15 protein-coding genes are annotated in these 18,340 nt (G+C 67.3%); 6 read left to right on the plus strand and 9 right to left on the minus strand.

Features of this window, described 5'->3' with window-relative positions; genetic code table 11:
• Positions 1-24 precede the first annotated feature (24 nt).
• Positions 25-1,431 (plus strand): chromosomal replication initiator protein DnaA, encoded by a 1,407-nt coding sequence (dnaA, locus tag O5O43_RS00005; protein ID WP_271084888.1) that lies wholly within the window; start codon positions 25-27, stop codon positions 1,429-1,431.
• Between the two features lie 134 nt (positions 1,432-1,565).
• On the opposite strand, the gene O5O43_RS00010 is transcribed toward dnaA, so the two are convergent.
• The 6 genes from O5O43_RS00010 to ffh all read right to left on the minus strand — a co-directional run bounded on the left by O5O43_RS00010 (position 1,566) and on the right by ffh (position 5,789).
• Positions 1,566-1,778 (minus strand): KTSC domain-containing protein, encoded by a 213-nt coding sequence (locus O5O43_RS00010; RefSeq protein ID WP_271084889.1) that lies wholly within the window; start codon positions 1,776-1,778, stop codon positions 1,566-1,568.
• 7 nt (positions 1,779-1,785) lie between these two features.
• Positions 1,786-2,217 carry a pyridoxamine 5'-phosphate oxidase family protein gene (locus O5O43_RS00015; protein WP_271084890.1) on the minus strand — a complete coding sequence of 144 codons (432 nt, stop codon included), beginning with the start codon at positions 2,215-2,217 and terminating at the stop codon, positions 1,786-1,788.
• Between the two features lie 55 nt (positions 2,218-2,272).
• Positions 2,273-2,977 (minus strand): glutathione binding-like protein, encoded by a 705-nt coding sequence (locus tag O5O43_RS00020; protein ID WP_271084891.1) that lies wholly within the window; start codon positions 2,975-2,977, stop codon positions 2,273-2,275.
• Positions 2,978-3,038: 61 nt separating this feature from the next.
• Positions 3,039-3,566, minus strand: coding sequence for a ribosome maturation factor RimM (rimM, locus tag O5O43_RS00025; protein ID WP_271084892.1), 528 nt, complete (start codon positions 3,564-3,566; stop codon positions 3,039-3,041).
• An 88-nt stretch (positions 3,567-3,654) separates the two neighbouring features.
• On the minus strand, positions 3,655-4,230 hold the full coding sequence (rpsP, locus tag O5O43_RS00030; protein WP_271084893.1) for a 30S ribosomal protein S16: 576 nt from the start codon (positions 4,228-4,230) through the stop codon (positions 3,655-3,657).
• Positions 4,231-4,256: 26 nt separating this feature from the next.
• Positions 4,257-5,789, minus strand: a complete 1,533-nt coding sequence (ffh, locus tag O5O43_RS00035; RefSeq protein WP_271084894.1) for a signal recognition particle protein — start codon at positions 5,787-5,789, stop codon at positions 4,257-4,259.
• A gap of 334 nt (positions 5,790-6,123) precedes the next feature.
• Here ffh and ppc point away from each other — a divergent pair, with 334 nt between their 5' ends.
• The 3 genes from ppc to O5O43_RS00050 all read left to right on the plus strand — a co-directional run bounded on the left by ppc (position 6,124) and on the right by O5O43_RS00050 (position 11,327).
• On the plus strand, positions 6,124-8,829 hold the full coding sequence (ppc, locus tag O5O43_RS00040) for a phosphoenolpyruvate carboxylase (protein ID WP_271084895.1): 2,706 nt from the start codon (positions 6,124-6,126) through the stop codon (positions 8,827-8,829).
• Between the two features lie 136 nt (positions 8,830-8,965).
• Positions 8,966-9,283 carry a UrcA family protein gene (locus O5O43_RS00045; RefSeq protein WP_271084896.1) on the plus strand — a complete coding sequence of 106 codons (318 nt, stop codon included), beginning with the start codon at positions 8,966-8,968 and terminating at the stop codon, positions 9,281-9,283.
• 100 nt (positions 9,284-9,383) lie between these two features.
• A complete protein-coding gene (locus tag O5O43_RS00050) occupies positions 9,384-11,327 on the plus strand; it encodes an ATP-binding protein (RefSeq protein ID WP_271084897.1) in 1,944 nt (647 codons plus the stop codon).
• A gap of 32 nt (positions 11,328-11,359) precedes the next feature.
• Here the strand turns inward: O5O43_RS00050 and O5O43_RS00055 are convergent, their stop codons facing one another.
• Complete coding sequence (locus tag O5O43_RS00055) at positions 11,360-13,540, minus strand: M3 family metallopeptidase (protein WP_271084898.1); 2,181 nt, start codon at positions 13,538-13,540, stop codon at positions 11,360-11,362.
• A 120-nt stretch (positions 13,541-13,660) separates the two neighbouring features.
• Here O5O43_RS00055 and O5O43_RS00060 point away from each other — a divergent pair, with 120 nt between their 5' ends.
• Positions 13,661-14,512, plus strand: coding sequence for an aspartate/glutamate racemase family protein (locus tag O5O43_RS00060; protein WP_271084899.1), 852 nt, complete (start codon positions 13,661-13,663; stop codon positions 14,510-14,512).
• A 47-nt stretch (positions 14,513-14,559) separates the two neighbouring features.
• Here the strand turns inward: O5O43_RS00060 and O5O43_RS00065 are convergent, their stop codons facing one another.
• Together O5O43_RS00065 and O5O43_RS00070 are read right to left on the minus strand one after the other, a co-directional pair.
• On the minus strand, positions 14,560-15,093 hold the full coding sequence (locus O5O43_RS00065) for a carboxymuconolactone decarboxylase family protein (RefSeq protein ID WP_271084900.1): 534 nt from the start codon (positions 15,091-15,093) through the stop codon (positions 14,560-14,562).
• Between the two features lie 195 nt (positions 15,094-15,288).
• Positions 15,289-15,843 carry a peroxiredoxin gene (locus tag O5O43_RS00070; protein WP_271084901.1) on the minus strand — a complete coding sequence of 185 codons (555 nt, stop codon included), beginning with the start codon at positions 15,841-15,843 and terminating at the stop codon, positions 15,289-15,291.
• 237 nt (positions 15,844-16,080) lie between these two features.
• Between O5O43_RS00070 and katG the strand changes: the two genes are divergently transcribed.
• A complete protein-coding gene (gene katG / locus O5O43_RS00075; RefSeq protein WP_271084902.1) occupies positions 16,081-18,327 on the plus strand; it encodes a catalase/peroxidase HPI in 2,247 nt (748 codons plus the stop codon).
• Positions 18,328-18,340 lie beyond the last annotated feature (13 nt).

An 18,340-nucleotide genomic window follows, 5' to 3' on the forward strand; every position in this document is an offset into this window, starting at 1 on the left:
ATGGGGGGCTTGGCGTTGGCGAACATGACGGACCCGGACCGGATCTGGAACGAGGCCTCTGTGCGCCTCCGAGCGGAAATCGGCGACGGTCCGTTCAGCTCGTATATCGCGCCGTCGGCGGTGCGGGTGGACGGGGCCGGCCAGCTGATCCTTGTGACCCCGACCGGCTATGCGCGCGATTGGGTGCGCAAGAATGCGCTCCGCCGTCTAAACGAGCTGTGGCTCGGCCTGGATGGCCTGTCGCGCCGTCTGGAGGTCCGTTGCCGCGCCGAGGTGGGGTCGGTCCCCCCGGCCTCCGCAGTGGCCCTTCAAGCCCTCTCCGCCGCCCCGGGCGAGCTGCCGGTGGCCGCGACCGTGCCACCGGTTACCGACGGCGCCCGCGCCGTGCGTGCGGCCGGTCTGCAGGAGCGCCTGACCTTCGACAGCTTCGTGGAGGGTCAGGGCAATGCCTTCGCCTTGGCCATCGCCAAACAGACGGCCAGCTGGGCCGACGGCCACTTCAACCCGATCTTCTTCTGCGGGCCCTATGGCTACGGCAAGACGCACCTCCTGAACGCCATCGCCTGGGAGGCACAGCGCCTGCGCCCCGACGCCAAGGTCGTCTACCTGACCGCCGAACGCTTCCTGTCGACCTTCGTGAAGGCGATGCAGGATCGGTCGACCGCCGCCTTCAAGGAGAGCCTGCGGAGCGCCGACATGCTGCTGCTGGACGACGTCCAGTTCGTGGGCGGCAAGGCCTCGACCCAGGAAGAACTGCTGTCGACCCTGACAGCCCTGATCGAGGACGGCAAACGCATCGTCCTTTCGGCCGACCGCCCGCCCATGGCCCTGACCGAGGTCGAGCCGCGCCTGCGCAGCCATCTGGCCGCGGGCCTGACCTGCCCGGTCGAGCCCGCCGACCGCGCCCTGAAGATCGCCGTGGCCGAGAACCGTCTGGCCGCCTTCGCCCGCATGGGGCTGGTTCAGGGCGAGGCCCCGCGCGACGTGCTGGAACAGGTGGTCGATCGCACCCCCGGCTCGGTGCGCGAGCTGGAAGGCGCCGTGAACACCCTGGCCGCCGCAGCAGGATCGCGGCTGTCGTCGCTGGGCGTGGAAGAGACCCTGACGCTTCTGGGCTCGGCCCTGCGCGGCGGTCCCGAGCGCCGCATCACCGTGGACGAGATCCAGAAGACGGTGGCCGAGCATTTTAACATGAAGCAGGCGGACCTGCTCTCGGAGCGCCGCACCCGCGCCGTGGCCCGTCCGCGCCAGATCGCCATGTGGCTGTGCAAACAGCACACGACCCGCTCCTATCCCGACATCGGCCGTCGCTTCGGCGGGCGGGATCACACGACCGTCCTGCACGGCGTGCGCAAGATCGAGGAGCTGATGCCCCAAGACGATCAGATCGCCCGAGACGTCGAGGCGCTGACGCGCAAACTGCGGGGGTGATTTCGGCGGTCCTGGCGGTCTCTGCGAAGGGCGTCTTCAACTGCAAAAACACAGCCCTGTTCAACCGCCAACGGGGCTGAGAGGGCAGGCAGACGTCGCAAAGGCTGCCGACCCCCCCTTGGTATGACAGTGGGCTAGTGCACCGACCCGTCCGTGACCCGGTGATACGGGTAGCGATCGCGGATGTTCGGCCCGAAGAATCGGCCCTTGGACGGGGCGCGGCGGAAGTCGTCGGCGGCCTCGGGCGGGACGTCCTCGTACTGATAGATCGCGCCCGAGACGAAGGTCACCGTCAGGCGGCGGCGTCCTTCGTCGTAGTGGAAGCGGCGGATGACGCTGGACGGCATCAGGGGTTCAGAGCGTGAGCTCGCCCTCGTCCTCGCCATCCCAATAGGCGATACGGTTGGCGTGGGCCTTGATCAGGACCAGGCCGGGGGTCTCGACCCCTTGCGGGAACCAGCGGTCCAGACCTTTGGTCCAGTGGGCCTCGAACTGGGCCTTGTCGCGGATCAGTTCGGCTGTCGCCTCGACGGCGATGAAGATGCCCGGCTTGCCCAGCAGTCCCTTGTCGCCCGCCAGGGTCAGGCCGACGTTCGGATCGGCCGCAATGTCGGCGACCATCCCCGTGTCCTCGGTCGTGAAGAACCAGCTGTCGCCGTCGTAGTCGACCTCGCCGTTGTTGCTCATCGGCCGCGAGGTCATGACCCCGCCGGCGGTGCGGGTCGTCAGCATGGTGAAGTCGATGGCGCGCATCTTCTTCGACAGCTCTTTGAGGATCAGTTTCATCGGGGGTCCTTTCGTTGCCCCGACCAAACCCCTGACGCCGCAGGACGATCCCGCGTTAGGTCCGCGCGGGAATCTTCAGCCCGCGCTGGACCGCCGGTCGGGCCAGGCACCGTTCGACCCAGGCCGGGACCGCTTTCAGTGAGCCATAGTCCACCAGCTCTCCCGCCTCGTAGAAGGTCACCAGATTGTTGATCCAGCCGATTAGCGAGACGTCGGCGATGGTGAAGTCGTCGCCCATGATGAAGGCGCGGTCCTTCAGCCGGTCCTCCAGCACGCCCAGCAGGCGTTTGCTTTCGGCGACGTAGCGATCGCGCGGACGCTTGTCCTCGTAGTCCTTGCCCGCAAATTTGTGGAAGAAGCCGACCTGTCCGAACATCGGACCCACGGCCCCCATCTGCCAGAAGACCCACTGCAGCGTCTCGTAGCGGGCGGCCGGAGCGGCCGGGATCAGTTTGCCGGTCTTGTCGGCCAGATAGACCAGGATCGCCCCGGATTCCCACAGACCCATCGGCTTTCCACCCGGGCCGTCGGGATCCAGGATGGCCGGGATCTTGCCGTTGGGGTTCAGCGACAGATAGTCGGGCGTCCAGGTCTCGTTCTTCATGATGTCCACCAGGTGGACCTCATATGGCAGGCCGGTCTCCTCCAGCATGATGGAGGCCTTGACCCCGTTCGGCGTCGGCAGGCCGTAGTACTGCAGGATCGTGGGATCCTTGGCCGGATACTGGTTCGTGATGGGGAAGGCGGAAAGATCGGCCATGGGACACCGCACCGGTTGCTGATGCCCGTGATGTCGGGAGCGATCCGCGCCCCTGCAAGGGTCAGTCCGGCTCGCGCTCGCCGACTTCCTCGGGGCGGACGGCCAGAACCCAGCCGTCGGCGAGGTGAAGCTCCGGCACGGCCTCTCGGGTGAAGGGCAGGTACCAGGTGGGGCCGCCGGCGGCCGGGGCGATCTCCAGCATGTCGTCGGCGCCGAAATTCTGGACCGCCTTGACCGTCCCCAGCACCACGCCCGCCGGATCGCGGGCCTCCACCCCGATTAGGTCGGCGAGATAGAACTCGTCCTCCTCCGGCGCCGGGAAGGCGTCGCGCGGAACGTAGAGCTTCAGATTGCGCAGCGCGTCCGCCTCTTCCTTGGTGGCGATCTCCTTCGCCCGGCCCACCACGCCGTCCTTGGTCGCGCGCGCCTGGGTCAGGGTCAGGCCATGCGAACCGTCGGCCCGCAGCAGGGGCCCATAGTCGGTCAGGGCCAGAGGGTCGGCCGTATAGGCGGTGATCCGCACCTCGCCCTTCACGCCGAAGCCGCCGGCGACATGCCCGACGAGAATGAGTTTCCGATCGTTCGCCATGGCGGCTTCTCCCTCGATCCGCTCTGGATAGCAGAAGGGCGGCGTCCGAACCGAACGCCGCCCTCCGTCATCTCAAAAGACGAAAGCCTTAGGCCTCGGTCTTGTCTTCTTCGGCGGCGCCTTCGGCCGGAGCCTCTTCGACGTTCACTGCAGCCGAGCCTTCGGTGTCGGCGGCCGGAGCCTCCTCAGCCGGGGCGTCCTCGGCCGGAGCGGCGGCGGCGGCGGCCGCAGCAGCAGCGGCTTCTTCCTTGGCGCGGGCGGCGGCCTCAGCGGCCTCGATCTTGGCGGCGGCTTCGGCCTCGGCGCGGTCGGCTTCGCGCTGGGCGCGCTCGGCCAGACGTTCCTGGGCCTTCTTGCCCGGGGCGCCCTTGTTCGGGTTGTTCGACTGCGTCCACTTGACCTTGCCGGCCAGGGCTTCGTCCTGGCTCTGCGAGATGAAGCGGGCGACGCGGTCGGTCGGCTGCGCGCCCTTGGCGAGCCATTCCGAGATGCGGTCGGCCTTCAGGGCGACGCGCGGCTTGTCGCCATCCTTGGGCAGCATCGGGTTGTAGGAGCCGACGCGCTCGATGAACTTGCCGTCGCGCGGAGCGTGCGAGTCGGCGACGACGATGTAGTAGTAGGGGCGCTTCTTGGCGCCGCCGCGGGCCAGACGAATCTTCAGCATTTCAGTCTTCTTTCTTAGGGATCGGATTATTTCTTCGGAGGGAAACCGGGCAGGCCCGGAAGGCCTCCCGGAAGTTGTCCGCCGCCCAGGCCCGCGATGCGGTCCTGAAGGGCTTTCAATTCGTCGGCCGAGGGTTCCGGCATCTTGCCGCCGCCCATCGCCTTCAAACGGTTGAGGTCGGGGCCGCCCATGCCAGGCGCGCCGCCGCCGCCGAGACCGCCCAGCATGGCGGCCATCTGCTGCATCTTCTTCGGACCGCCCTTGGACATGGACTTGACCATGTCAGCCATCTGACGGTGCTGTTTGAGCAGGCGATTGATGTCCTGGACCTCGACGCCCGCGCCGGCGGCGATGCGCTTGCGGCGGCTGGCGTTCAGCAGGTCGGGCTTCTTGCGCTCGGCCTTGGTCATCGAGGAGATGATGGCTTCCTGACGCAGGATCATGCGGTCGTCGATGCCCGATTCCGCCATCTGGTTCTTCATCTTGGCCACGCCGGGCAGCATGCCCATGATGCCCTGAAGACCGCCCATCCGCTTCATCTGCTGCAGCTGGGCGGCGAGGTCGTTGAGGTCGAACTGGCCTTTGGCCAGTTTGCGCGCCATGGCCTCGGCCTTGGACTGGTCGAGCTCCTGGGAAGCCTTTTCGACCAGGGCGACGATGTCGCCCTGACCCAGGATCCGGCCGGCGACGCGGCGGGCGTCGAAGACCTCCAGCGCGTCGACCTTCTCGCCCGCGCCCATGTATTTGATCGGCAGGCCGGTGACGGCCCGCATCGAAAGCATGGCGCCGCCGCGACCGTCGCCATCGATCCGCGTCAGGATCAGGCCGGTCAGGGGCAGGCGGTCGTGGAAGGCCTTGGCGGTGCGGACCGCGTCCTGGCCCGTCAGACTGTCGGCGACCAGAAGGGTCTCGACGGGCTTGGAGATATCGGCGACCTCGGCCACCTCGTTCATCAGCCCCTCGTCGAGGGTGATGCGGCCGGCGGTGTCGAGGATCAGGACGTCGAAGCCCTGAAGCTTGGCCGATGTCAGGGCGCGGCGGGTGATCTGGACCGCACTCTCGCCCGCCACGATCGGCAGGGTGGTGACCTCGATCTGTTTGCCGAGGGTGGCCAGCTGTTCCATGGCGGCCGGACGACGCGTGTCCAGCGAGGCCATCATGACCTTCTTGCGATCGAACTTGGTCAGGCGCAGCGCCAGCTTGGCCGAGGACGTCGTCTTGCCCGAGCCCTGCAGGCCGGCCATCAGGATGACGGCGGGCGGGGCGGCGTTCAGGTTGATCGGGGTCGGCTCTTCGCCGCCCAGCATCTCGACGAGGCCGTCATAGACGATCTTGACAACCTGATCGGCCGGCTTGACCGAGCGGATGACCTCTTCGCCCGTCGCCTTTTCGGTGGCGAAAGCGATGAAGTCCTTGACGACCGGCAGGGCGACGTCGGCCTCCAAGAGGGCCACGCGCACTTCGCGCATCGCCTCGGAGACGTCCTTTTCGGACAGGGCGCCGCGGCCGGTGATCCGGTCGAAGACGCCTGTCAGCCGCTCGTTCAGAGCCTCGAACATACAAACCTCATTTGGGCGGTCGAACCGTGCTCCATAGCGAAACGACCTCTGGCGACGATCACGTCGGCAGAGGGTTCTCGCCATCCTCGTCCACTCTTGTTGCGCTATCGCTCGGCTCGCGGAGCCTCACTGCTTGAGCGCAGAAGATGGGGTCGTGATGGTGGAGACGCAGGTTCAATTGCGCCGGAAGGCGCGGCTTATGAGGGAAAAGCGGCGGTTTGTCGACTCTGCGACGGACCGCACTTTCCGTTTCAGCGTTGGCTTTGGGATGGCCCGGCGGGAAACCGCTGATACGGTCACGCTTCACAGCCTCCCCGCTGCACGAGACGCTCCCATGCCCGCACCCGAACCCGCCGCCGACGACCGCCTGCGCGAGGAGGTGCGGCTGCTCGGCAAGCTGCTGGGCGAGGTGATCCGCGACGAGGGCGGTCAGGACCTCTACGACCGGATCGAGGCCGTCCGTGTCGCTTCGGTCGGTTACCACCGCCACGCGGGCGCCAAGGGGTCGGCCGAGCTGGAGCGGTTGCTGAATCAGCTGTCGCTGGAGGATGCGGTCGGGCTGGCGCACGGGTTCGCCGTCTTCTCGCTTCTGGCCAATGTCGCCGAGGACCGGGCCGGCAAGCGGCGCGCGCGGATGCAGACCGCCGAGGGCGCGCGACCCGACACGCCAGAAGGGGCCTTGGCGCGGCTGAACGCGGCGGGGCGGACGGTCGACGAAGCGCGGGACCTGTTGTCCGAGGCTCTGATCTCGCCAGTGCTGACGGCCCACCCGTCGGAGGTGCGGCGCAAGAGCGTTCTGGACCGGATCGCGACGGTGTCGGACCTGCTGGACGCCTGCGACCGCGACGACTTGGCCTGCGCGCCCGACGTCATGATCAGCGGCCTGCGGCGCCAGACGGTGATCCTCTGGGCCACACGGCTGGTGCGGACGACCGGACTGGTGGTGCAGGACGAGATCGACACGGTGGTGTCCTTCCTGGAGCGGGTCTTCCTCAAGGTCGCGCCCGAGCAGCTGATCGACTGGCGCAAGCGTCTGGACGCGCCAGAGCTCAAGCCTTTCATCCGCATCGGCGCCTGGGTCGGCGGCGACCGGGACGGCAACCCCAATGTCGACGCCGCCGCGCTGCGGGCCGCCTTCGCCACCCCCGCCAAGGCGGTGATGCGGCATTATCTGGAGGCGGTGAACGTGCTGGGCGCCGAACTCAGCCTGTCGGGATCGCTGGCCGCGATCAGCCCGGCGCTGAAGGCGCTGGCCGACGGATCGGGCGATGAGTCTCCGCACCGCGCCGACGAGCCCTATCGCCGGGCGCTGAGCCAGATCTACGCCCGGCTGTCGGCGACGCACCCGATCCTGACCGGACAGACCGCGCCGCGACCGGCGCCGTTCGCCGCGCCCCCTTACGCCGGTCCCGGAGAGTTTCGCGCCGATCTGGCGGTGCTGCACGACAGTCTGGTCGCCAGCCACGGACAGGTCTTCGCCGACGACGGCCTGTCGCGCCTGATCGCCACGGTCGACGTGTTCGGCTTCCATATGGCGACGCTGGATTTGCGCCAGAACTCGGACGTCCATGAACGCGTGGTCGGCGACCTGCTGAGGGTGGCCGGGGTCTGCCCCGACTATACCGCCCTGGATGAGGAGGCGCGCATCGCTCTCCTGGCTGCTGAGTTGGCCGCGCCGCGCCTGCTGTTCAGCCCCTATGCGACCTACGACCCGGAGACGCTGAAGGAGCGGGCCATCCTGCTGGCGGCGGCCGAGGCGCTCAGGATGTTCGGGCCGGACGCCATCCGCACCCATATCGTGTCCAAGACCGACGCGGCGTCGGACATGCTGGAGGTCTATCTGCTGCTGAAGGAGGTCGGTCTCTATCGGCCCGAGGCGCCCGGCGAATGCCCGATCCAGGCCGCGCCCCTGTTCGAGACCATCGACGACCTGCGCGCCGCCAAGCCGACCCTGGAGCGCCTGTTCAAGGAGCCGTCCGCCCTTGCCGTCGCCAAGGCGCGCGGGGTCCAGGAGGTGATGATCGGCTATTCCGATAGCAACAAGGACGGCTCCTACCTGACCTCGACCTGGGAACTGCACGAGGCGTCCCGCGCCCTGTTGTCGGTGACCCAGGCCGCCGGCCTGCGCCTCCAGCTGTTCCATGGCCGAGGCGGGGCGGTCGGGCGCGGCGGCGGGTCGAGCTTCGCCGGGGTCCTGTCACAGCCGACGGGCACGGTCGCGGGTCGGATCCGCATCACCGAACAGGGCGAGGTCATCGCCAACAAGTATGGCGAGCCCGACGTCGCCCGCCGCAACCTCGACGCCCTGACCGCCGGGACCCTGATCGCGTCCCTCGCCCCGCCGCCGGACGAGGCGATGACGCAGAAGCACGGTGAGACGGCCTCGGCCCTGTCGGTCGCCTCCATGGCCGCCTATCGGGCCCTGGTCTACGAGACACCGGGCTTCGTCGACTATTTCCGCGCCGCGACCCCGATCAACGAGATCGCCGAGCTGAAGATCGGCTCGCGCCCGACCTCGCGGTCGAAGTCGATGGCCATCGAGGATTTGCGCGCGATCCCCTGGGTGCTCAGCTGGTCGCAGAGCCGGGTCATGCTGCCGGGCTGGTTCGGCTTCGGCTCGGCCGTCGCGGGCCAGGACATGGCCGAGCTTCGGGACATGGCCAGGGAGTGGCCCTTCTTCCGGACCCTGGTCCAGAACATGGAGATGATCATGGCCAAGTCGGACATGACCATCGCCCGCCGCTACGCCTCCCTCGTGCCAGACCAGGCGCTGGCGGCGACCATCTTTGGCGCGTTGCGGGCCGAGTGGGAGCGGACGCGGGACGCCGTCCTGGCCATCACCGGTCAGGACGACCTGCTGGGCGGCCAACCGGAGCTGGACCGTCTGATCCGGCTGCGCATGCCCTATGTCGAGCCGCTGAACCATGTGCAGATCGAGCTGATCCGGCGCAGGCGCGCGGGCGACGACGATCCGCTGGTCCGGGAGGGCATCCTGCTGGCCATCAACGGGGTGGCGGCGGGTCTGCGCAACAGCGGCTGACCGCAACGGCTCCGCTTCATGGCGACGATTTCATCAAGCGTCGCTTTTCGGCCCCGAGTTTCTCACGGCGGAGAAACATTGGGCCTGCATTTCTTGGGGGTCGCCGACAAGAGCGACGAACTCAGGAGTGCCCGACATGATCCGTTTCGCCGCCGCCTCGGCCGCCCTCGCCGTGGCCATCCTTTCCGCCGGCGCCGCCAGCGCCGCCTCCAGCTACCGCATCGCCATCGGCGACCTCGACCTGTCCACACCCCGGGGCGCGGCGACGTTCGACCGACGCATCCGAGGTCTGGCCGAGACCGCCTGTTTGTCCGGCGGGCCGCTGGACCAGGCCCGGTGCCGCACCGATTTCCGCCGGGAGGCCTTCAACCAGTTGCCACAGGCCTATCGGGACGATTACGCCCGGGCCCGCTCCAGCCGGGTCGTGGTCCGCACGTCTGACGCGCAGCGCTGATCCCAAGACCTAACGTGGGGTGCGGCTCAGAAAAAGCGCCGCCCGTTCATGGGTTTGAAGCGATTTGTCGGTAGGACGACAGTCCAACCTGGCAGTCCGCATGACCGAACACACTCCCGAGACCGAGTCCGACGGCATCGCCCTGGCGGCGCTGGAAAGCTCCGGCGCGGGCTGGTGGCGCATCCTCGATGTGGAGACGGCCTGGTGGTCGCCGCGCATGTACGAGCTTTTCGGCCGGAAGGCCGAGGACGGCGTGCCGAGCATTCAGGAGCTGTACAAGCTCTACCACCCTGACGACGCCACCCTGGCGGCCCGATCGATCATGAGCCTGTTCCGGTCCGATGAGCCGGTAAGCCTGCGCTATCGGGCCGTGCATCCCTCGGGCGAGGTGCGTCAGCATCTGACCTGGGGTCGGCGCCAGCCGCCGGATGATCAAGGGCGCCGCTGGCTCGTCGGCATGGTCCTCGACATCACCGACCAGGTCGATGACGAGCACCTGATCGAGGACAAGCGCGCTTTCCGGTTCGTGGCGGATCACACGTCCGACATGGTGGTGCGTCACCGCATGGGCGTGGGCATCACCTATGTGTCTCCCGCATCGCATGCGGTGCTGGGATATTCGCCTGCCGAGATGCTCGGCAGAGAGCCGGCCAGTCTGGTTCACCCGGACGACGTCCAGCGCATCCGGACCCTGTTGGCCGACCGTATCGCGCGCCGGGAAACGGTCTCTACCGCCGGCTATGAATATCGCGGCATCCACAAGGATGGGCATGAGGTCTGGCTGGAGGCCAACCCTCGCCTGGTCGTCAACGGCGCCGGCGAGATGACCGAGATCGTCGATGTCGTGCGCGACATCACGGCCCGCAAGCAGGCAGAGGCCGAACTGCATGCCGCTCGCATCGGGGCCGAGGCGGCATCGCGGGCCAAGAGCGAGTTCCTGGCCAATATGAGCCATGAGCTGCGTACGCCCCTGACGAGCATCTTGGGCTTCTCGCGCCTGATCGGGGCCGGCGGCGGACTGTCGGAGGGGGACCGGGGCTATCTCGACCTGATCCGCAGCGCGGGCGAGACCCTGCTGACCGTGGTCAACGACATCCTGGACTTCTCCAAGCTGGAGGCCGGCGCCCTATCGCTGGATCCGGAGCCCTTTTCGGTCGCTGCGCTGGGCGAAGGCGCGACCGCCCTGCTGCGCGAACAGGCCGAGGCCAAGGGGCTGACGTTAACGTGCGAGGTGGACGACGACGCGCGGTTGACCGGCGACGTGACGCGCCTGCGTCAGGTGCTGTTGAACCTGCTCAGCAATGCGGTGAAGTTCACGGCCTCGGGCTCGGTCCGGCTGACGATGACCACCGACGGTCGGGCGGACGGCACGACGTTGCTTCAGGTCAGCGTGACCGATACGGGCTGCGGTCTGGATCCGGCCCATATCGACCAGATGTTCGACCGCTTCACCCAGGCGGACGGATCGGTGTCGCGCAAGTTCGGCGGCACGGGTCTGGGTCTGGCGATTTCGCGCCGGTTGTTGGACATCATGGGCGGCGAGATCGGCGCGAGCAGCGATGGGGCGACCGGCTCGAGCTTCTGGTTCCGCGTGCCTCTGGCGACGACGCAGACCGAACAGACCGAGAGCGACGAACAGGCCGGCGCCGCGCTGGAGCGTCCGCTGCGCGTTCTTCTGGCCGAGGACAATCCGGCCAACCAGACCCTTATAGCGGCCCTGCTGGGGTCCATGGATGTGGCGCTGGACATGGTCGAGAACGGCGAAGAGGCCGTGCGCGCCGCGGCCTCCACCGCCTATGACCTGATCCTGATGGACATGCAGATGCCCCTCATGGATGGGCCTGCGGCGACGCGCGCGATCCGCGCCTCGGGCGACCTGACGCCCGTCGTCGCCCTGACCGCCAACGTCCTGCCCGAACAGATCGAACAGTGCCGCGCGGCCGGGATGCAGGGCCATGTCGCCAAGCCCATCGACCCGCGCGCCCTGATGGCGGCGCTCTCCGAATACGCCCGTCCAGCGCACGAAAAAGCCGCCGCAGCGTAAGCAGCGGCGGCTTCGTCTTTATCGACTGAGGCCTACGAGACCGGGAAGCCCCGGACGCGCAGCAGGGCGGCGACGTCGGGGTCGCGACCGCGGAAGGCGCGGTAGGCGTCGCCCCGGTCCGTGGTGTTGCCCGGCGCCAGGATGATCGACTTGAAGCGGCCGCCGATGTCCGGATCGAACACGTCGCCCGACTGTTCGAAGTAGGCCCAGGTGTCGGCGTCCATCACTTCCGACCACAGGTAGCTGTAGTAGCCGGCCGAGTAGGCGTCGGACGTGAACAGGTGATTGAACTGCGGCAGGCGGTGCCGCATCACGATCTCATGAGGCATGCCCAGACGGGCCAGCGAGGCCTTCTCGAAGGCGTCGATGTCGGTCGGCGGCGTCGCTTGGGTGTGCAGGTCCATGTCGACCAGGGCCGACGACAGATAGCTGACCGTTGCATAGCCCTGGTTGAAGGTGGCCGAAGCCTGAACCTTGTCGACCAGGGCCTGAGGCATGGCCTCGCCGGTCTGATAGTGCTTCATGAAGCGGTCCAGGATCGGACGCGACAGCACCCAGTGCTCATGCACCTGCGACGGATACTCCACGAAGTCGCGCGGCGTGTTGCCGTACGACGGGTAGGTCACGACCGACGAGAAATAGTGCAGGGCGTGGCCGAACTCGTGGAACAGGGTCTCGGCGTCGTCGAGCGAGATCAGCAGAGGCTCGCCCGCACCGGGCTTGACGAAGTTGTTGTTGTTGGAAGCCAGGATCGGCTTCGATCCATCGAGCGTCGAGAACGACCGGTAGGTGGTCATCCAGGCGCCCGACCGTTTGCCCGCCCGGGCGAAGTCGTCCGTGTAGTAGAGGCCGATCAGGTTGCCTGAGGCCTTGTCGGTGACTTCATACAGCTGGACGTCCGGGTTGAAGACCGGAGCGGTCGACTGGGGCTTGGGCGTGAAGACGAAGCCATACAGGCGCTCGGCCATGTAGAAGGAGGCGTTGCGGACCGCCTGAAGCTCGAAATAGGGCTTCAGCTGGTTCTGATCGAGGTCGTACTTCTGCTTGCGGACCTTCTCAGCGAAATAGAGGTAGTCCCAGGGCTCGATGTCGAAGCCGGCGATCGCCTTCATGTCGGCGACCTCTTCGGCGACGCGCGCCTTGGCCGGTTCCCACACGCGGTTCATCAGCGACTGGGCGGCGGCCGGGGTCTTGGCCATCGTGTCCTGCATCCGCCATTCGGCGTGGTTGCGATAGCCCAGCAGTTTGGCGCGCTGATCGCGCAGACGGACGATCTCGGCGATGGTCGAGTTGGTGTCGTTACGGTCGCCGTTGTCGCCGCGGTTCACGAATTTGCGCCAGACCTGCTCACGCAGGGCGCGGTCGTCGGCGAAGGTCAGGAAGGGATCGACGCTGGAGCGGGTGTTGACGATGACCCAGCCCTGCAGATTGCGCGACTGGGCGGCGGCGCGGGCGGCGGACTTGTTGGAGTCGGGCAGGCCGGCGACGCCGGCTTCGGTCGGAATGACCGTCCAGGTGTTCTCGTCGGCGACGACCTTCTGGCCGAAGGCGGTGAAGGCGTTCGACAGGGCGGTGTTGATCCGACCCAGCTCGGCCTTGCCGGCGGCGTCCAGGTTGGCGCCGGAGCGGATGAAGGCGTCGCGGCGGCGCTCGGCCAGACGCTTCTGCTGGGCGTTCAGCCCGTCGCGATCGGCGTTGTCGGCGACCGTCTTGATGCGCTGGAACAGGGGCTCGTTGAAGGTGATCTCGTCGCCGGCGGCGCTGAGCAGGGGCGAAACTTCGGTGTCCATGGCGTCATAGGCGTCGCCGCCGATGTTTGAGGTGGCCACGCCGTAGAGGTTCGAGGCGCGATCCAGCGGCTCGCCCGCCAGCTCCAGCGCCACGATGGTGTTGGCGAACGTCGGAGGCTCGGGGTTGTTGGCGATGGCGGCGATGTCGGCGCGCTGAAGCTCGATGCCTTCGATGATCGCGGCCTTCAGCTTGGGCGCGGTCATGGCGCTGAAGGGCGGGACGCCATTGTAGGGGCCCATCCAGGGCTGCAGCAGCTCGGCGCGCGGCGTCTGGGCGGGCAGGACGGCCCGGGCGATGCGCGCTTCCTCGGCGACGCTCGCGGGATCGGGCGCGACGAAGGCGGCCGAGCCGCCGCCCGCGCTGGCGCATCCGGCGAGAGCCATCAGGCTCGCGCCTCCGATGAGAAGCTGGCGTCTGTGCATGGGAAAATCCTGTTCATCTGACTTTGCTGAGCGGCACCCTAGGCCTCTGTCGCCTGACCGTCACCTGAACAGCAAGTAATCCCGTTGGACGGGGAAGCAAGGCGACGCTAGAGCACAGGCATGGCAATCGGCGTTTTTGACAGTGGCGTGGGTGGACTGACGGTCCACCGCGAATTGACCCGGCGGTTCCCCGAACGGGACTTCGTCTATCTGGCGGATCAGGCCAATGCGCCGATCGGTTCCAGGACCGGCGAGGAGATCGTCGAGATCACCCGCAACGGCTGTGAGCGGCTGTTCGCGGCGGGAGCCAGCGTCATCGTCCTGGCCTGCAACACGGCCTCGGCCGTGGCTCTGCGTCGTCTGCAACAGACCTGGGTGCCGGAGGCGTCGAAGCGTCACGGGCGGCCGGTCAATGTGCTGGGCATCATTGTCCCGACGATCGAGGCGGCGACGGGCCTGCCCTGGACCTATGAGGCCGAACGGCGAGGCGACAAGGTCGAGGCCATCGACATCACCGGCGTCTTTTGCACCGCCGCGACCGCCATCAGCCGTGTCTACGAGATCGAGATCGACAAGCGGCGCGAGGATCTGGCCGTCTTCTCCGAACCCTGCCCCGGTCTGGCCGGACTGATCGAACTGGGCGCCCCGGCCGAGGAACTGACCGTGGTGATCGGCGACCACGTCGATGCGCTTCGTCGCCGGATCGGCCGTCATCCGGACAAGGCGATCCTGGGCTGCACCCACTATGAGATCGTGGCCGATATCTTCGCCAAACACCTGCCCGAGGGCACGCCGCTGATCCATCAGCCGACGGCGGTGGCCGATGCGCTCGAGCGGTATTTCGAGCGACACCCGGAATACGGCCTGGGCCAGACCGGCCGCCGCACCTTCCTGACCACGGGCAAGACCGGGCCGCAGTCGGATATGGTCAGCCAGTTCTGGGGCGCGCCGCTGAGTTTCGAGGCGGCATAGCAACGCCTGGAGCGCAGACCTCCCGGTCCGCTCTCCCGATGTGTGACCTAGCCCTGAAGCGCCGTCTCGGACGCCGCGATGCGGCTGGCGGCGTGGACCACCGAGGCGATGCGGAGCGCGGTCTGGACCTGGGTGGCGGGGACGCCGTGCTTGCGCAGTTCGCCCTCGTGGGCGTCCATGCACGCGCCGCAGCCGTTGATGGCCGAGACGGCCGTCGACCACAGCTCGAAGTCCATCTTGTCGACGCCCGGATTGCCCAGGACGTTCATCCGCAGCCGGGCCGGGATGGTGGTGTATTCCTGGTTCTTCATCAGGTGCAGCGAGCGGTAGTAGATGTTGTTCATGCCCATGATGGCGGCGGCGGCCTTGGCCGCGTTCATTGCCTCGGGCGACAGCTTCTCGGCGGCGGCGGCCTCGATGGCCTTCACGACTGGCGCGACGCCGACGGCGTGGGCCGAGGCGAGGAAGCAGCCCCACTTCTGCTGGTCGTTCAGCACGGTCTCGGAGGCGAGGGAGCCGAGGTTCAGCGAGATGTCCTTGGCGTAGGCCGGCATCAGGTCGCGCAGGGTGTCGATGGACATTCTTGTACTCCTTCGGAGGCGGCTACCGTTCGCGCCGCGGGCGCTCACTACTTGAGCCGCTTTTGAATCTGGGAAGGGCGGCCGTCGCGCTCAAGTCGCGAGGCTCCGCGAGCCGAGCATAGCGCCCTAAGAAAGTGAGCAGCGAAAAGGCGGCGACGCACGCGCCGCCGCCTTCCACAAACTCAGAGAGCCGCCTTAGGCTGCGAGCGTTTCGCCGCCGACCGGGCGGTTGCAGGCGCACAGTTCGTCGGTCTGCAGGGCGTCGACGACCCGCAGGGTGTCGGCCGGAGCGCGGCCCACATTCAGGTTGGTGACATAGACGTGCTGCACGACATTGTGCGGATCGACGACGAAGGTGGCGCGCAGGGCCACGCCTTCTTCCTCGTTCAGGATGCCGAGCTGGCGCGCGAACTTGCCGCCGTTGTCGGCGAACTGCCAGATCGGCAGCTTCGACAGGTCGGCATGGTCGCGGCGCCAGGCCAGCTTCACGAATTCGTTGTCGGTCGAACCGCCCAGGACGACCGTGTCGCGGTCTTCGAAATCGCGGGCTAGCGAGGCGAACTCGGCGATCTCGGTCGGGCACACGAAGGTGAAGTCCTTCGGATAGAAGAAGATGACCTTCCACTTGCCTTCGAAGCTGTCTTGGGTGACGGCCTCGAAAGCCGAGACGCCGTTTTCTTCGTGCGAGTTGAAGCCCGGCTTCACGCCGGTGATCTTGAATTCAGGCAGCTTTTCGCCAACGCCGAGCATGTTCGTATCCCTTGGACTGATTGTGAATAGGAGCGGCCTGCGGGGGAGGTTGGCCGTCTGCGAGGGGTGAATGCGCGCCTCATCGGTCAAAGTCAAATAGATCATTCGATAGGTAGAGATAGATTTTGTCTATCCTCCTTATATAGAGATCGCCTATCCTACGGCCAAGATTTATCGATTTCCCTTTGATGGAAAAGGCGACCAACCTCCTGACATAACCATCCCAGGGAGGACATCATGATGGACGGTGAAAAGACCTCGAGCCCGATCAGCGACCCGAAGAAGCAGCCGGCCGCCCTGCGGTCCTTGCTGGGTCGGACCAATCGCGACTGGTGGCCGAACCATCTGTCGGTCGACATCCTGCATCAGCAGGGTCGGACCGGCGATCCGATGGGCGACAGCTTCGACTACGCCGAGGCGTTCAACTCGCTCGACTATGCGGCGGTGAAGCGCGACCTGACCGCCCTGATGACCGACAGCCAGCCCTGGTGGCCGGCGGACTATGGCCACTACGGACCCTTCTTCATCCGCATGGCGTGGCACTCGGCCGGCACCTATCGCACCGGTGACGGGCGCGGCGGCGCGGGCGCAGGCCAGCAGCGGTTCGCCCCGCTGAACTCCTGGCCGGACAACGGCAACCTGGACAAGGCGCGCCGCCTGCTGTGGCCGATCAAGCAGAAATACGGGGCCAGCCTGTCCTGGGCGGACCTGTTCATCCTCGCCGGCAATGTCGCGATCGAATCGATGGGCGGGCCCGTGTTCGGCTTCGGCGGCGGACGAGCCGACGTGTGGGAGCCCGAGAAGGACGTCTACTGGGGCACGGAGGAGAAGTGGGTCGGCGAGGAGGGTAACGAGACCCGCATCCAGCCCGACAAGGACATGGTGCTCGAAGAGCCCCTGGCCGCCATCCAGATGGGTTTGATCTATGTGAACCCGGAGGGGCCGGGCGGCGTGCCCGAGGCGCTGCAGTCCGCGCGGGACATCCGCGAGACCTTCGCCCGCATGGGCATGAACGACGTGGAAACCGCCGCCCTGACGGCCGGCGGCCACACCTTCGGCAAGGCCCACGGCAATGGCGACGCCTCCAAGGTCGGCATCAGCCCCGAAGGCGCCGACATCGCGCAACAGGGCCTAGGGTGGGTCTCGGGTCACGAGAGCGGGATGGGCGACCACACCATCACCTCGGGCATCGAGGGCGCCTGGACCCCCACGCCGATCACCTGGGACATGACCTATTTCGACATGCTGCTGGACCACGAGTACGAGCTGGTCCGCTCGCCGGCCGGCGCGAAACAGTGGCAGCCGGTCGGCAATCCGGACGAGACCCTGGCCCCGGCCGCGCACACCCCCGGCAAGCGCGTGCCGACGATGATGACCACCGCCGACATGGCCTTCAAGGTCGACCCCGCCTACCGGGTCATCATGGAGAAGTTCCGCGCCGACCCGGCCTATTTCGCCGATCAGTTCGCCCGCGCCTGGTTCAAGCTGTGCCACCGCGACATGGGACCGAAGATCCGCTACCTCGGCCCGGACGTCCCCGCCGAGGACCTGATCTGGCAGGATCCGATCCCGGCCCATACCGGACCGACCCTGTCGGACGCCGATGTGAAGACGCTGAAGGACGCCATCGCCGCGTCCGGCCTGTCGGTCGCCGATCTGGTGCGGACGGCCTGGGCCTCGGCCGCGACCTATCGCGGGTCCGATCACCGGGGCGGGGCCAACGGCGCCCGCATCCGCCTGGCGCCCCAGAAGGACTGGGAGGTCAACGAGCCCGAAAAGCTGTCGAGGGTCCTGGCCGCCTATGAGAGCATCAAGGCGTCGTCGGGCCTGAACGTCTCCATCGCCGACCTGATCGTTCTGGGCGGCTCGGTCGGGATCGAGCAGGCGGCCAAGGCGGCGGGTCACGCGATCGAGGCGCCCTTCACGCCGGGCCGCACCGACGCCACGGCCGAACAGACCGACGTCGAGGGCTTCAAGGTTCTGGAGCCCCGCGCCGACGGCTTCCGCAACTATCTGCAGGTGCGCTTCAACGTGCCCACGGAGGAGCTGCTGGTCGATCGGTCTCAGCTGCTGGGCCTGACGGCGCCGCAAATGACGGTGCTGGTCGGCGGCCTGCGCGTCCTCGGGATCAACCACAGGGATTCCAGGGACGGCGTCCTGACGGAGCGTCCGGGTCAGCTGACCAACGACTTCTTCGTCAATCTGCTCGACATGAACACGGCATGGAAGCAGGTCGACGGCTCGGCCGACGAGACCTTCGTCGGGTCGCATCGCGGCACCGGCGAACAGAAATGGACGGCGACGCGCACCGATCTGGTGTTCGGCTCCAACTCCCAGCTTCGCGCCCTGGCGGAGGTCTACGCCTCGGCCGATGCGGGCGAGAAGTTCGTCCGGGACTTCGTCGCAGCCTGGGTCCAGGTGATGAACAACGACCGTTTCGACCTGCCGGCGCCGCGCCTGCGGGCCGAGAAACTGGCCAGCTGAGCGTGGACGCGCC

The sequence above is a fragment of the Brevundimonas sp. NIBR11 genome, from assembly GCF_027912535.1.
In the GTDB taxonomy this organism is placed as follows: domain Bacteria; phylum Pseudomonadota; class Alphaproteobacteria; order Caulobacterales; family Caulobacteraceae; genus Brevundimonas.

What these genes read in the sequence shown, in the direction of transcription:
- dnaA (WP_271084888.1), top strand. Translation starts at nt 25, where the DNA reads ATGACGGACCCGGACCGGATCTGGAACGAGGCCTCTGTGCGCCTCCGA.
- O5O43_RS00010 (WP_271084889.1), bottom strand. Translation starts at nt 1,778, where the DNA reads ATGCCGTCCAGCGTCATCCGCCGCTTCCACTACGACGAAGGACGCCGC.
- O5O43_RS00015 (WP_271084890.1), bottom strand. Translation starts at nt 2,217, where the DNA reads ATGAAACTGATCCTCAAAGAGCTGTCGAAGAAGATGCGCGCCATCGAC.
- O5O43_RS00020 (WP_271084891.1), bottom strand. Translation starts at nt 2,977, where the DNA reads ATGGCCGATCTTTCCGCCTTCCCCATCACGAACCAGTATCCGGCCAAG.
- rimM (WP_271084892.1), bottom strand. Translation starts at nt 3,566, where the DNA reads ATGGCGAACGATCGGAAACTCATTCTCGTCGGGCATGTCGCCGGCGGC.
- rpsP (WP_271084893.1), bottom strand. Translation starts at nt 4,230, where the DNA reads ATGCTGAAGATTCGTCTGGCCCGCGGCGGCGCCAAGAAGCGCCCCTAC.
- ffh (WP_271084894.1), bottom strand. Translation starts at nt 5,789, where the DNA reads ATGTTCGAGGCTCTGAACGAGCGGCTGACAGGCGTCTTCGACCGGATC.
- ppc (WP_271084895.1), top strand. Translation starts at nt 6,124, where the DNA reads ATGCCCGCACCCGAACCCGCCGCCGACGACCGCCTGCGCGAGGAGGTG.
- O5O43_RS00045 (WP_271084896.1), top strand. Translation starts at nt 8,966, where the DNA reads ATGATCCGTTTCGCCGCCGCCTCGGCCGCCCTCGCCGTGGCCATCCTT.
- O5O43_RS00050 (WP_271084897.1), top strand. Translation starts at nt 9,384, where the DNA reads ATGACCGAACACACTCCCGAGACCGAGTCCGACGGCATCGCCCTGGCG.
- O5O43_RS00055 (WP_271084898.1), bottom strand. Translation starts at nt 13,540, where the DNA reads ATGCACAGACGCCAGCTTCTCATCGGAGGCGCGAGCCTGATGGCTCTC.
- O5O43_RS00060 (WP_271084899.1), top strand. Translation starts at nt 13,661, where the DNA reads ATGGCAATCGGCGTTTTTGACAGTGGCGTGGGTGGACTGACGGTCCAC.
- O5O43_RS00065 (WP_271084900.1), bottom strand. Translation starts at nt 15,093, where the DNA reads ATGTCCATCGACACCCTGCGCGACCTGATGCCGGCCTACGCCAAGGAC.
- O5O43_RS00070 (WP_271084901.1), bottom strand. Translation starts at nt 15,843, where the DNA reads ATGCTCGGCGTTGGCGAAAAGCTGCCTGAATTCAAGATCACCGGCGTG.
- katG (WP_271084902.1), top strand. Translation starts at nt 16,081, where the DNA reads ATGATGGACGGTGAAAAGACCTCGAGCCCGATCAGCGACCCGAAGAAG.